A 13,530-nucleotide genomic window follows, 5' to 3' on the forward strand; every position below is an offset into this window, starting at 1 on the left:
ACACACTGTTTACTCTAGGTTGACAATATGAATGATATGAATGTTTTTCCCATTCTGATTGCTGTGGCTGAGCATTTGAGTATCACCAAAGCAGCCAAAACATTGAATATGACAAAATCAGCAGTCAGTAAAGCTATTCAAGGTGTCGAAGAAAAGTTAGGTATACGCCTATTTCATAGAACGACAAGAAGTGTCAGTTTAACCGAAGAAGGCGTTGTTTATATTGGCTATATTCGAGAGTCTTATAAGTTAGCGGTAATGGCAGAAGAGGCGGTTTCACAATTTAGCGATAAAGCCAAAGGTAGGATTAAAATTTCAGCGCCCATGTCATTTGGTACGTTACATCTTGCTAAAATAATGCCTTTATTTATGCAGAAATACCCAGAACTTGATGTACAACTTTTATTTGATGACAAAGTCACGGATTTAGTAGCTGAAGGATACGATCTTGCAATTAGAATTGGTGAATTACCCGATTCCTCATTAATAGCGCGTCAAATATCACCTTGTTATAGCCAGCTTTACGCTTCTTCAGAATATCTTGATAAATATGGTGAACCCATGCAAGTTTCTGAGTTAAAAAACCACAATTGCTTATCGTATTCATTATATCAAGCTGGTATGGAGTGGATTTTTTATCAAAGAGGTACAAAATATAGTCATATTCCTAAAGGTAGTTATCGTGCCAATAATAGTGAAGCATTATTACAAGCCGTTTTACAGGGAATAGGTATTGCTTTACTCCCTCATTTCATTACTCAAACAGCCTTATCAAATACAGATAAAAAGCTTATCCCTATATTGACGCACTTCGATTTACCTGAGCACTTTATTTATGCGGTTTATCCTGACAAAAAAAATCTTCCGCGCAAAATAACGTTATTTGTTGATTTCTTAAAAAAGCAATTCGGTGCCAATAGTGACTATCAACGCAATATCGAAAGAAAATAATCACAATAAACGGTTATCATCGCCGAAAAATTCATCATCTAACCACTGCGTTACAGTTTTAGCATTAATTTGATTTACTTGTAGTTTCTCAATTGCAAAATATTCAGGGAATGAAGCATCAGATTCATCATACTCTTTTTCGAGTTGTTCTAATTTAATAAGCGCATTTTCATAATTATCAAAAATCGCTTCAATATCACGATAGATCTGACCAAAACCTTCACTAAAACGTGAAACTAGGTAATAAAAATCTGAAAGGGGAATATCACAGCTAAAACTGTCTATTTTCACCTCTTCGACGTCTATCCATCGGTCTTGTTCAGCGAGGACTTTAACTTGGTTGTCTTCGCTTTGATTCTCTCTAATAAATGTCGTTTTTGCTTTTTCAGCAGCATCTTCATTGTCAAAAATACCCAAAATAAAATCTGGCCCTTCATAACCTGAAATTCCTACTACGCATAAGTGAATTGTGTTCATTTATTTCTCCATAAAAAATATCTAATAAATTGGCTTACTTATCTTACCTACTTTTCTTTTGTACATTGAGTTTAATAGGGAATAAATGTGCTAAAAAATAGCGATTAATCCAATCATTTTTATTGTCGCTCTAAGAGGTTTTTCTCTCTTTTAAACCTCATAATCTGATGGTAATTGCAAAAAGCTTGATGTAGAGTGCTCAGTCTTTTTTTAATGAAGTCTATTGGGGAGGCTGAATGTTTATTGGCTTTGACTATGGAACATCGAACTGTTCTGTTGCAATTATGAAAGAGGGGAAACCCACTCTTTTGCCTTTAGAAGGTAATGATGTGTATATTCCATCAACCCTTTGTGCGCCAACCCGTGAATCTGTTTCTGAGCACTTATTTCGCCATTTAAATATTAAACCTTCCAGTGAAGTTGGCGAGCAATTACTAAGAAAGTCGATTGCATTTAATCGAGAAGAAGATATTGAATTAGTTCCTGAAGACATTCTTTTCGGACAATCTGCACTAAGTTTATACCTACGTGATCCTCGTGATGTCTATTACGTTAAATCACCTAAATCCTTTTTAGGTGCTTCTGGTCTACATGATATACAAATTAGCTTCTTTGAAGATTTAGTTTGCGCCATGATGGCAAATATTAAGCACCAAGCAGAAAAAAGCACACAAGAAGCGATCACTGATACTGTTATTGGCAAACCGATTAACTTTAATGGGTTAGGTGGCGATGCTTCAAATAGACAAGCTGAAAGTATTCTTATCCGTGCAGCTAAAAGGGCTGGCTTTAAGAATATTATGTTTGAATTTGAACCTGTTGCTGCGGGGCTTGAATATGAGTCAACGTTAACTAAAGACCAAACTGTATTAGTCGTTGATATTGGTGGTGGTACTACTGACTGCTCATTAATTCAAATGGGGCCAAGTTATAAAGGCAAAACCGATCGTTCAAATACATTACTTGCCCATAGTGGACAACGTGTTGGTGGTAACGATCTTGATATTTACCTTGCTTTTAAACAGCTTATGCCACTATTTGGTATGACAGGATTAACGTCTTCAGGTATTAAATTACCTCTGAAACAGTTCTGGGATCCTATTGCGATTAATAATGTCGAAGCACAAAAAGATTTTTACTCTCGTCAAAACCTTGCTGTATTAAATCAGCTAAGACGTGATGCAAAAGAGCCAGAGAAAATAACGCGCCTTATTGAAGTTTATAATGAAACGTTGGGCTATAGCATTGTTAGACGTGCTGAAGAAGCTAAAATCGCTTTATCATACTCTCCTGAATATATTGCTAATATCGCACTGTTAAGTGAAACCTTAGAATTAACTATCGAACGCGATCAGATGGTTGAATCTATTGAATCACCAAAAAGCAAAATGATTGAATTAGTTAATGATGCGGTTCAGCAAGGGGGGATAAAACCCGATGCTGTCTTTATGACGGGAGGCTCTGCGCGTTCACCTATTTTATGCCAAGCCATTGAACAGCAATTGCCTAATATTCCAATTGTTAAAGGTAATGACTTTGGATCGGTTACCGCAGGTTTGGCGCGTTGGGGCGAGGTCTGCTTTAAATAATCAGTACTAAATAATCGGTTTTAAAAAACTGACTTTTTCAATATATTAAAGCGCTTTACATTCAATCTGTGTATTGATTAGATGTAGAGCGTTTTTCTTTATAAAACACAATAAAAATACAACATTCGACAGGAGAACACATGTACCGCTTCCAAAATGATTATAATGAAATTGCACATCCTGCGGTCATGAAGGCAATCACTGATACAGTGGGGCAACGCTATGATGGATATGGCATGGATAAGCTTTGTCATCATGCTATTCAATCAATAAAACAGCGTATTCAACAACCAGATGCGGATATTCACTTTTTTAATGGTGGTACCATTACTAATTTAACCGCTATCTCTCATTTTTTACGTCCACACCAAGCTGTTATTTCTGTTAGTACTGGACATATTGCTACACATGAAACAGGCGCTATTGAAGCGACAGGGCATAAAGTCATCACAACATTTTCTGCTGATGGTAAATTAACACCTGAGTTATTAAAACCTATTCTTGCTGAACATAATGATGAACATTGGGTTCAACCCAAGCTTGTTTATATAACAAATGCCACAGAAATCGGGACGGTTTATCGCAAAGCGGAATTGCAAGCACTACGTAACTTTTGTAACGAGCATAATTTATGGTTGTACCTTGATGGTGCTCGTTTAGCCGCAGGATTAATGTCTGCACAAAGTGATCTGACTATTGAAGACATCGCCAACTTAACCGATGCGTTTTATATCGGAGGCACGAAAATCGGTGCAATGTCAGCTGAAACGCTCGTGATTTGTCATCCCGCACTAAAATCTGATTTTCGTTTTAGCTTAAAACAAAAGGGTGGATTACAAGCGAAAGGTTGGTTATTAGGTGCGCAATTTGAAGCTTTATTTAAAGATGATCTCTATTTTAAATTAGGTAAACACCTTAATGAAATGGCATCACAATTAACCGAATTCTTTACTGAACAAGGTTTTGAATTTTTAGCACCACCTGAATCTAACCAAGTTTTTGTTATTTTACCAAACACGATTGCGGAAAAATTAACACAACAATTTGTTTTTCATCGTGTATTACTTGAGGCTCCTAACTTGAGTTGCTTACGTCTTTGTACCTCTTGGGCAACAACACAACAAGATATCAATGGATTTAAAACAGCATTTCTGCAATTAGTTTAAATTTTCTGTTTAAACTTATCTCTTATTTTTATGCATTACACGCTTATTACGTGTGTAATGCATTTTCAATGTAATCAGAATTTAATTACTTTAAATCTAAATATAATGCTGGAGAGACGCATTAATAATGTTATATTAATTACTCCTCTCTCAACATAGGTAGGGTAAAAGAATGAAGAAATTGACACTCCAAGAGATGACAGATGCCCAACAAATGCGAGTAAGAACCAGAATAGGTCAAGAGAGAAAAAAATTAGGGCGTGAATTAACTAATGCTGAAATGAACAAAGTCAAAGACTCCATTATTACCGAAATCTCCCTCGAAGTTGAAAAAGCCACCAAAAAAGCTCAAGCCCTCAAGAAAAAACAAAAACTAGCTCCTAGTGATGAAACCTATAGTTGGTCAGCCAAAAACCATCGTAGCGGATATCGTTAATTTTTTAATTAGCCCTGATATATTTATTTATCAGGGCTAAGCAATTAATTTCCTGCACTCTGAACAACAACACCCAATAAAGCGCCTAATGGTGCCAGTAATACATCACCAATAATAAATACCGGTGTTCCTATTGTATTACCGACTAAATTTCCGACATTCGTTTTTGGTGTGCCTTTTGAATCATAAAGAGCAATATTAATAGGTTTAGGTAACACTTTTTCTACGGTAATCGTATATCTCGTTTGATTACGTTCAAAAACGTTGGCATTGATCCAAAAATCAATACACCACTGCAAACTACCATCTTGTGCTTTGCACTCTTTTTTAAAATGAGCCTGTTCTAGCTCTTTTATTTCACTTTCCAGTAGTTTTACTTCAGGTTTGATTGAGAATAAAAAAACACCTTGAATATCAGAAGCTAAAACATTATCGCCTTTATTAATATGTCTATTGTGAATTTCAAAAGGAATGGCACCTTGAGATGCTATTTTGGCGCTAAAATTCATTTTAGGCATATATTTATAGATAGCTTTTAATGAGTAATCACCATAAGAGATATTATAAATTCGGGTTTTACTCGCCAGTGACATTCCTCTAAGCGAAATAGCACTACCATCTCGTATAACTAATGGTTCTTTATCTTCTTTTAATTCCAATTTAACGACTTCAATAATGATATCTTTATATTCTTCTTCATAATGATAAGTAAAATCTGAAACAGGGTTATTGTTCCATAGAGATTTAGTCATACAACCTGTTAGTAATGATACTCCGATGATAACTAAGCCTAATTTTTTCATTTTACCTTCTTATTATCTATTATGTTTTACCAATATAGAGATCTCATAGTGCGTCTTATCTTACAACAGTAAGTGAGCAGATAAACGTTATACTTTTGCTTACGTAGCGATATCTCAAATAAAATAAGAAAAGAAAATAAAAGAAAAAATAAAACCACTCTTAATTGAGTGGTTTTAAATAATACCCTGATATTGACGCAATATAGTTATATTTCCATCGTATCAATCAATGAATATAACTTTTTAAAGGCATGATATTTTTTTTCGTATGTTTTATATTTTTCTAAATCTGGTGTATGGCGTTTTTCAAGCTTAGGTTGAGAAAGAATAACGTGTGAAGAATGAGCAGGGTTTACTGCTAATTGTGCGAGTCTTGCTGCACCAAGTGCAGGGCCAACATCACCACCTTGGCGATAATCGAGGGTTTTTCCTGTAATATCTGCAAGCAATTGTCGCCAATACTCACTTTTTGCACCACCACCAATTAACGTAATGTTATCCGCTAATTGACCTGCATTTTCAGCAACTTCAATTCCTTGTCGTAACGCAAAACTCACACCTTCAAGAACAGCTTGGCATAAGTCAGCACGTTGATGTTCATGGGTTAATCCCCAAAAAACACCTTTCGCATTAGGGTTGTTATAAGGTGTTCGCTCACCTGAAAGATAAGGTAAAAACAGGAGGGGGCTATCAGCAAAAGTAGCGTGTTGAATCTCTTCAAACATCTCACCCACACTCTCAATTCCTGTCAATTGACACACCCAATCAAGGCATGATGCTGCACTTAGCATCACAGACATTAAATGCCAAGTATTGGGTAATGCATGGCAGAAACTGTGTACTGCATTGTCACTGTTTTGAAGAAATTTCTCGCTAACAACAAAATAAACACCCGAAGTACCTAGAGAGAGCATCGCTTGACCGGGTTGGTAAACACCGACACCAATTGCACCTGCTGCATTATCACCGCCACCAGCAATAATAGGGACTTGTTTCATCTGCCATTTTTTAGCGACATCAGCCAATAGATAGCCCGTTATTTGATTGCCTTCAAACAGCGTAGGCATTTGACGACGCGTTAATCCTGTGGCATTTAAAAGCTCATCACTCCAATCTCGCTTTTGCATATCTAGCCAAAGCGTACCTGCTGAATCCGACATATCACTGGCGAAATTACCGCTCATCTTCCAACGTAAAAAATCTTTAGGTAATAAAACATGTTCAATACGTTGAAAAATTTCAGGCTCATTTTCAGCAACCCATTGTAGTTTTGGTGCAGTAAAACCGGGCATAACTAAATTACCCGTCATTTTTTTAAACTGAGGATATTGCGCCTCAAGCGCCTGACACTGTTTAAAACTACGGCCATCGTTCCATAAGATTGCAGGACGTAGAACCGCTTGTTGGGCATCAAGTAAAACGGCACCATGCATTTGTCCGCTTAATCCAATCGCCTCGATTTGTTCCATCGGGTAACTACGCCCAAGCTGGAGAATAGCTTCTTCCGTTGCTTGCCACCATTGCAGTGGTTCTTGTTCTGACCATTGAGGGTGAGGGCGTGATATTGCTAAAGAAACAGAATGACTGGCAACAACGTCGCCTTGTTCATTCATAATGATCGCTTTAACGCTTGAAGTGCCTAAATCTAGCCCTAAATACATAAAGTTACCCCATGACCTGTATCTAATTCATAAACACAGCGGAAAACCCGCTGTGTTATTACGTTTATGCAATTAGCCAAAAATATAGCGATTCACTAAACTTTCTAGCATTTCTTGGCGTCCGCTTTGTAACTGTGGCGCTAAGGTGTTGCTTTGTGCATATTTTGCCACTTCTTCAAGGCTTAATTTACCTTGTAAGATATTTTGACCAAACTCTGCACTCCAGCCTGAATAACGCTGCGCTGTAAATTTATCAAGGCCACCATCTTGGATCATTCTTGCTGCAATACGTAATGCCATTGCCATTGTGTCCATTCCTGAAATATGCCCGTAGAATAGGTCATATTTATCATTGCTTTGGCGACGAACTTTAGCATCAAAGTTTAATCCACCTGTAGTAAAGCCACCTGATTTAAGAATTTCATACATGACTAGTGCATTTTCTTCTACGCTATTTGGGAATTGGTCTGTATCCCAGCCTAATTGTGGATCACCGCGGTTAGCATCAACAGAGCCTAAAATACCTAACGCAATGGCAGTCGCAATTTCATGATGGAAGCTATGTCCTGCTAATGTTGCGTGGTTGGCTTCAATGTTGACTTTGACTTCTTTTTCAAGGCCAAACTGTTTTAAAAAGCCATAAACAGTCGCAGTATCGTAATCGTATTGATGTTTTGTTGGCTCTTGTGGTTTTGGTTCAATCAGTAATGTGCCTTGGAAACCAATTTTATGTTTATGCTCAACAACCATCTGCATAAAGCGCCCAATTTGCTCTCTTTCTTGGCGTAAGTCTGTATTTAGCAGCGTTTCATAGCCTTCGCGTCCACCCCATAATACATAGTTTTCGCCACCCAGCGCTTTTGTCGCTTTCATTGCTTCACAAACTTGTGTCGCAGCCCATGCAAAAACGTCAGGATCAGGGTTAGTTGCCGCACCTGCGCCATAACGAGGATTCGTAAAGCAGTTAGCGGTTCCCCATAATAACTTAACGTTGGTTTCTTCTTGTTTTTTCGCTAATACATCGGTTATCGCCGCCATATTAGAGATATATTCATTGATGTTATTGCCTTCAGAAATAACATCGACATCATGAAAACAGTAAAAAGGAACATTGAGCTTATGAAAGAACTCGAAGGCCACATCTGCTTTGCGTTTTGCTTGCTCTAATGCTTCACCCGGTGTTTGCCACGGTCTATCAAAAGTACCGATACCGAACATATCAGAGCCATTCCAGCAGAAGTTATGCCAATAACAAGCAGCAAATCTTAGGTGATCTTCCATTCGTTTACCTAAAATAATCTCATCAGGATTATAGTAACGAAATGCTAATGGGTTATCGCTTGTTGTGCCTTCATATTGAATTTGTTCAATTTTATCAAAGTAAGACATGGAACCGTCCTTATTTAGTATCAAGTTGTAATTCTGAATGTGATTCAAGCTCAGCAGTCATCTCTTCCTGCTCTTCTGGTGTTAATTTGGCAATGCCAAAGCCCGTGAAACCCCACAGCATGGCGAAGAATATGCCACTCCAGCACAACACAGCCCAAGGTAAGTAACTTAAGGTTGCAACACCTAACGTACCTGCCATATAAGCGCCTGCGGCTGTCCACGGTAAAATAGGTTCAAAAATAGTGGCGGAGTCTTCTACAGTACGAGCGAGGTTTTTAGGGTGTAAGCCTCGTTCGATATAGGCACCGCGTAGCATTTCGATAGGAATAAGGATTGAGATTTGTCCATTACAGGTCACGCCAATCATGGTTAGTCCGCAAGCAATTGTGGCTAAGATCATTGAACCTGTTGAGTGAACCATTTTTAACAACGCATGAACAATCACTTCTAATGCGCCACTTAACGATAAAGTACCGGCAAAAGAAAGGGCACAGAAACAGATAAGCAGGGTGCTCATCATTGAGTTCATACCGCCACGGTTTAATAAGTTACCTAATAATTCAGGAACTTCTTTCCCTTGGATCATTGAGACATTGAAACCATCAACTGCGCTTTTTACGATATCATGTAATCCAAAACCTTGAATAAGATAAGCGTTAAACATCGCAATAGCGGCAGAGGCTAACATCACTGGGATAGTGGGTTTTTTCGTGACTGATCCATATAAAATCACTAATACAGGTATGAGAAGGATTAGGTTGAAGTTATAAACACTCTCAAGACCATTAGTAATTAATGTCACTTTTTCTGGCACACCTTGTCCTGCTAAATCACCATTCATGCCATAAACAGTCATCACAATCGCGGTTAAAATCAACGAAGGCAGTGTGGTGTAAAGTAAGTGCCAGATATGTTGATAGAGGTCGATCCTTGCAGCCATTGCGGCTAGGTTAGTATCACCTGATAGCGGTGAAAGTTTGTCACCGAAATAGGCACCCGCAACTACGGCACCGGCTGTTGCAGCAAGGTTTGCATCCATACCTACAGCAACACCCATAAAGGCAACACCAATTGTTCCTGCTGAACCCCATGAAGTTCCTGTACAAACCGACACTAATGATGTCACCAATAATGCCGTAACATAAAGCATTTCTGGGCTGATCATTTTTAAGCCGTAATAGATCATCAATGGAATAGTACCACCAATCATCCATGTGCCTATTAACAAGCCCACGCTGATTAAAATCAGCAAGGCTGGCATGGTTTTAGCAATTTTTTGTGAGATTGCCGTTAAGATCTCGTCATAGCGATACCCTAATCGTTTGACCAATAGTGCAGCTACAACTGTAGACAGCACCATTAAAGGCTCTGGTGGTAAATCAAAAGCGGCGTAGCCTCCTCCTAATAGCACCACCATGGTGAATATGGGAAAGAGAGATTCGAGTAATGTAGGTGTTCTCGGGCTGTTTATCGTTTGCGTTTTCATTGTAATTTATTCCAAACTGGCGTGAGGTAAGGTACGAATAAGCCGAGTGAAAACGGTTTCTAATATTGAACGAGGTGTCGCGATATTAATGCGGAAAAAACCATCCCCAACCGCACCAAAACCACGCCCCCAACTCATTTCCACTTCGGCTAATGAAACAAACCAATGTTTTAGTTGTTCTTCAGATAACTGCATTTTTTGGTAGTTAATCCATAGCATGTAGGTGCCATGACTTTGAGTGATAACCCAATCAGGAAAGTAACGTTCACATTGTTCTTTTACCCAACGTCGGTTATCAGCAAGGTACGTTTTTAATTCACCAACCCATTGTTGGCCTTGTAAGGTGTAAGCTTGTAAAAAAGCGGGAACTGAGAAATAACCTGGATTATGAATACCTGCAGCAATTAAGCATTGCTTGAATTTTTCACGATATTCAGGATTGGCAATCACAATATTGGCCACTTCGAGTCCGGCTAAATTGAATGTTTTAGCTGGAGAAGTACAAATAAAAGAGTGTTGTTTTACATAACTATTTACTGATGAAATAGGGTGATAAGTTGCACCATCAAAAACAAAATCTGCATGCACATCATCAGAAATAATAAAAACCTGATATTTCCGTGCGAGCTCCGCTATTTTTAGTAGATCACTTTTTTGCCATACTGTTCCTGTTGGGTTATGTGGCGATAGTAAAATAAAGCAGACAGACTGTTTAAACTTACTTTCTAAGTCATCAAAATCAATTTCATAATAACCGTCACGATAAATCAACGGGCTTTCTAAGAGTTCACGTTGATTGACACAAACCGCATTACTAATAGGATGATAAGCTGGTGATAAGGTTGTGACTTTATCGCCAACGCGTGTGAAGTTTTGAATATAAAGCGAGACCGCTTGAATAATACGAGGACAAAAAACAATAGATTCAGGCTCAACAACCCACTGATATTGCGTTTTAAACCAATTTACAGCAACGTTATTCCAGTCATGGCTAAGGTCGGTATAGCCATAAATTCCTTTGAGATTAAATTGAGTCAATGCATTAATAATAAAATCAGGCGCAGGAATATCCATATCTGCAACAGATAACGGAATAACATTGGCGTTACTATTACACCATTTTGCGCTATAGGTATTTTGCCTAGAAATTAATTTATTAAAGTTATTCTGATACATGAAAAATCTCCTCGGCAACCGTGTTTAAAAACAAAATACTCGTTGTTATTAACATTGGTTATTCCTATTTTTTACTTTGCTATTACGAAATTTGGCTTGTGTGATAGTAATCACATAGCGATGAAAGCAAGTTCTAGCAAAATTAAAGCTGTGGTTTAATGCCTAGCTGGATAATTAGGTAGAGTAAAATGAAAAAAGATAAATACTTTCGTATTGTGCTGTTATTCAACGCTAATAAAGTCTATGACCGACAAGTGGTTGAGGGTGTTGGAGAATATCTTCAGGCATCACAGTGCCATTGGGATGTATTTATTGAAGAAGATTTTCGTACTCGTCTTGATAATATAAACCATTGGGTTTGTGATGGTATTACTGCTGATTTTGATGATCCGATTATTGCTAAGCATTTAAGCCAATCACCATTAACGGTTATTGGTGTCGGAGGCTCTTATCATCAAGAAGAAAATTATCCCCCCGTTCCTTATATCGCCACTGATAATTATGAATTAGTTCAACAAGCCTTTTTACATTTAAAACAAAAAGGGCTTAAACACTTTGCATTTTATGGTTTACCAGCAAAAGATCATCCTCATTGGTCGAATGAACGAGAGCATGCATTTCGACAATTAGTCACCAGCGAAAAATATCCGGGTATCGTTTATAACGGCATGGATATTACACAAGAGAATTGGCAACACGCGCAAAATCGTTTATCCGATTGGATACAAACTTTACCACCACAAACTGGAATTATTGCGGTCACCGATGCAAGAGCACGACACTTACTGCAAGTTTGCGACAATTTAAATATTAATGTTCCTGAAGAAATAAGCATTATCGGTATTGATGATGAAGATATGACACGTTATTTATCTCGCATTGCATTATCTTCTGTTGTGCAAGGTTCACGACAAATGGGGTATTTAGCAGCCAAGCTATTACATCAAACGCTGGAAGGGCAACCAACCAATAAACAACAAAGAGTGTTAGTTCCACCTGTTAAAATAGTCGAACGTCGCTCAACCGATTTTCACTCATTTAACGATCCTACCGTTGTGCAAGCCATGCATTATATTTATTACAATGCCTGTAAAGGGATAAAAACAGAGCAAGTTTTAGATGCGGTTAATATGTCGCGTTCTAATTTAGAGCAACGGTTTAAAAAGGAGATCGGCAAGACAATTCATACCGTTATTTATGAAGAGAAACTCAAACGTGCTCAAAATTTATTAGCCACCACAACACTCGCAATCCAAGAAATATCAGTGATGTGTGGCTATCCATCATTACAATATTTTTACTCTATCTTTAAAAAAGAATTTGGTATGACGCCGAAAGAGTTTAGGGATGAGTGAATACCAATATATTCCACATCATATTTATAATTAATTGAATTTTACTTTCTACGGCTATTCGCCCAAGGATCACAATCTGGGTGGTCGATAACTTCAATCACATCATCAATATCAGCTTCGAGAGAATCAAGATAGAGCGCTTCCACTTCAGCGCGTGCCCAAGGGGTTCTGCGCAAAAATTTTAAACTTGATTTCACGCTAGGATCACTTCTAAAGCAGTTAATCTTGATAAGTTGACCTAATTTAGCCCAACCATATTTAGCCACCAGCGCATTTACCTGCATTTCGAGAGTAACGCCATGCAAAGGATCTTTAGAAACGTGTCCGGTCATTACTATTTTACCTACAATGAAATAGAAGAAGCGATGCAGAGTACAAGAAAGCTGTGAGAGTGGCAATAAAATGGGCTGAATAAAATAGAGATGATGCGTTGTTATCCCGCATGGCTTGTAATATAAAAGATTTTCCATTTGTCATCGTCAGTATGCCTTAGCGTGATCCGAAGATCAGTAGGCCCTTTAAATTCAATGTTCACATCCTGCATTTCCACTTCTGTGCCATTAAACCAGCGGCGTAGACGGTTCCCATTTGTTTGTTTTGGAAAACTATAAGCAAATTGATATCCAGAAGCGGGAATTTCTCTTATCACTTTAACTTTAAACTCTTCTAACGTTCTCCCTGTATACATATTTTGTTGTGTCAAACTAAATGCCTGCTCATACTCTTCGTTATTGATATGATTAATAAAATCAGTAGCTAGTTGACGTTGATAAGAAAAAGAATAGGGGAGTTTAAGCCAATAATATGTACCCAATACTAAAACAACCAATAAAAACGAAAAATAAGTGGCCATCTTTTTATATTGTTTTTTCATGATATTTGTCCTCATTTTTAAATTTTATCATTCCATTATGGCCATGCTGTCTAACATTTGTGTTTGCATCACTATCAACCCCATTAAGCCTTTAGTCATAATGAATAACATCCATTCTATTTACTATCATTTTATTTAAACAAATTAATCTGTAATGCAGGTTATTA

13 protein-coding genes are annotated in these 13,530 nt (G+C 37.7%); 5 read left to right on the forward strand and 8 right to left on the reverse strand.

Going from position 1 to position 13,530, the window contains the following annotated elements; all coding sequences use genetic code 11:
* Positions 1-27 precede the first annotated feature (27 nt).
* Entirely contained in the window at positions 28-951 is a 924-nt protein-coding gene (locus GTK47_RS13000; protein WP_165123782.1) for a LysR family transcriptional regulator, read from the forward strand.
* On the opposite strand, the gene GTK47_RS13005 is transcribed toward GTK47_RS13000, so the two are convergent.
* Positions 952-1,428 carry a hypothetical protein gene (locus tag GTK47_RS13005; protein ID WP_165123784.1) on the reverse strand — a complete coding sequence of 159 codons (477 nt, stop codon included), beginning with the start codon at positions 1,426-1,428 and terminating at the stop codon, positions 952-954. It abuts the gene before it with no gap.
* 236 nt (positions 1,429-1,664) lie between these two features.
* On the opposite strand from GTK47_RS13005, the gene yegD reads away from it, so the two are divergent.
* The 3 genes from yegD to GTK47_RS13020 all read left to right on the forward strand — a co-directional run bounded on the left by yegD (position 1,665) and on the right by GTK47_RS13020 (position 4,619).
* On the forward strand, positions 1,665-3,017 hold the full coding sequence (gene yegD, locus GTK47_RS13010) for a molecular chaperone (protein ID WP_165123787.1): 1,353 nt from the start codon (positions 1,665-1,667) through the stop codon (positions 3,015-3,017).
* A 140-nt stretch (positions 3,018-3,157) separates the two neighbouring features.
* A complete protein-coding gene (locus GTK47_RS13015; RefSeq protein ID WP_109402885.1) occupies positions 3,158-4,183 on the forward strand; it encodes an aminotransferase class I/II-fold pyridoxal phosphate-dependent enzyme in 1,026 nt (341 codons plus the stop codon).
* A gap of 172 nt (positions 4,184-4,355) precedes the next feature.
* On the forward strand, positions 4,356-4,619 hold the full coding sequence (locus GTK47_RS13020) for a DUF3811 domain-containing protein (RefSeq protein ID WP_109402884.1): 264 nt from the start codon (positions 4,356-4,358) through the stop codon (positions 4,617-4,619).
* 44 nt (positions 4,620-4,663) lie between these two features.
* On the opposite strand, the gene GTK47_RS13025 is transcribed toward GTK47_RS13020, so the two are convergent.
* From GTK47_RS13025 to GTK47_RS20405, 5 genes are all read right to left on the reverse strand, one after another.
* Positions 4,664-5,422, reverse strand: coding sequence for a hypothetical protein (locus GTK47_RS13025; protein ID WP_165123789.1), 759 nt, complete (start codon positions 5,420-5,422; stop codon positions 4,664-4,666).
* A 206-nt stretch (positions 5,423-5,628) separates the two neighbouring features.
* Entirely contained in the window at positions 5,629-7,083 is a 1,455-nt protein-coding gene (gene xylB, locus GTK47_RS13030) for a xylulokinase (protein WP_165123792.1), read from the reverse strand.
* Positions 7,084-7,155: 72 nt separating this feature from the next.
* Positions 7,156-8,472: a xylose isomerase gene (xylA, locus tag GTK47_RS13035; protein WP_075672821.1), complete on the reverse strand. Its 1,317-nt coding sequence runs from the start codon at positions 8,470-8,472 to the stop codon at positions 7,156-7,158.
* A gap of 10 nt (positions 8,473-8,482) precedes the next feature.
* Complete coding sequence (gene nhaC, locus GTK47_RS20400; protein WP_088495624.1) at positions 8,483-9,958, reverse strand: Na+/H+ antiporter NhaC; 1,476 nt, start codon at positions 9,956-9,958, stop codon at positions 8,483-8,485.
* Between the two features lie 6 nt (positions 9,959-9,964).
* On the reverse strand, positions 9,965-11,134 hold the full coding sequence (locus GTK47_RS20405; protein WP_206535856.1) for a MalY/PatB family protein: 1,170 nt from the start codon (positions 11,132-11,134) through the stop codon (positions 9,965-9,967).
* 188 nt (positions 11,135-11,322) lie between these two features.
* On the opposite strand from GTK47_RS20405, the gene GTK47_RS13045 reads away from it, so the two are divergent.
* Positions 11,323-12,489 carry a XylR family transcriptional regulator gene (locus GTK47_RS13045; RefSeq protein ID WP_165123795.1) on the forward strand — a complete coding sequence of 389 codons (1,167 nt, stop codon included), beginning with the start codon at positions 11,323-11,325 and terminating at the stop codon, positions 12,487-12,489.
* A gap of 41 nt (positions 12,490-12,530) precedes the next feature.
* On the opposite strand, the gene GTK47_RS13050 is transcribed toward GTK47_RS13045, so the two are convergent.
* Both GTK47_RS13050 and GTK47_RS13055 read right to left on the reverse strand, forming a co-directional pair.
* The gene (locus GTK47_RS13050; protein WP_165126643.1) at positions 12,531-12,821 is read right to left on the reverse strand and encodes a VF530 family protein; all 291 of its coding nucleotides are present in this window, start codon (positions 12,819-12,821) and stop codon (positions 12,531-12,533) included.
* A gap of 101 nt (positions 12,822-12,922) precedes the next feature.
* Positions 12,923-13,363, reverse strand: coding sequence for a hypothetical protein (locus GTK47_RS13055; protein ID WP_165123798.1), 441 nt, complete (start codon positions 13,361-13,363; stop codon positions 12,923-12,925).
* Positions 13,364-13,530: the final 167 nt, after the last annotated feature.

Origin of the sequence: Proteus sp. ZN5 (genome assembly GCF_011046025.1) — a bacterium.
Taxonomy (GTDB): domain Bacteria; phylum Pseudomonadota; class Gammaproteobacteria; order Enterobacterales; family Enterobacteriaceae; genus Proteus.

Excerpts from the sequence above, each read along its gene's own strand:
- GTK47_RS13000 (WP_165123782.1), top strand. The coding sequence starts at position 28 with ATGAATGATATGAATGTTTTTCCCATTCTGATTGCTGTGGCTGAGCAT.
- GTK47_RS20405 (WP_206535856.1), bottom strand. The coding sequence starts at position 11,134 with ATGTATCAGAATAACTTTAATAAATTAATTTCTAGGCAAAATACCTAT.
- GTK47_RS13025 (WP_165123789.1), bottom strand. The coding sequence starts at position 5,422 with ATGAAAAAATTAGGCTTAGTTATCATCGGAGTATCATTACTAACAGGT.
- GTK47_RS13015 (WP_109402885.1), top strand. The coding sequence starts at position 3,158 with ATGTACCGCTTCCAAAATGATTATAATGAAATTGCACATCCTGCGGTC.
- yegD (WP_165123787.1), top strand. The coding sequence starts at position 1,665 with ATGTTTATTGGCTTTGACTATGGAACATCGAACTGTTCTGTTGCAATT.
- GTK47_RS13055 (WP_165123798.1), bottom strand. The coding sequence starts at position 13,363 with ATGAAAAAACAATATAAAAAGATGGCCACTTATTTTTCGTTTTTATTG.
- GTK47_RS13045 (WP_165123795.1), top strand. The coding sequence starts at position 11,323 with ATGAAAAAAGATAAATACTTTCGTATTGTGCTGTTATTCAACGCTAAT.
- xylA (WP_075672821.1), bottom strand. The coding sequence starts at position 8,472 with ATGTCTTACTTTGATAAAATTGAACAAATTCAATATGAAGGCACAACA.
- xylB (WP_165123792.1), bottom strand. The coding sequence starts at position 7,083 with ATGTATTTAGGGCTAGATTTAGGCACTTCAAGCGTTAAAGCGATCATT.
- GTK47_RS13005 (WP_165123784.1), bottom strand. The coding sequence starts at position 1,428 with ATGAACACAATTCACTTATGCGTAGTAGGAATTTCAGGTTATGAAGGG.
- nhaC (WP_088495624.1), bottom strand. The coding sequence starts at position 9,958 with ATGAAAACGCAAACGATAAACAGCCCGAGAACACCTACATTACTCGAA.
- GTK47_RS13050 (WP_165126643.1), bottom strand. The coding sequence starts at position 12,821 with ATGACCGGACACGTTTCTAAAGATCCTTTGCATGGCGTTACTCTCGAA.
- GTK47_RS13020 (WP_109402884.1), top strand. The coding sequence starts at position 4,356 with ATGAAGAAATTGACACTCCAAGAGATGACAGATGCCCAACAAATGCGA.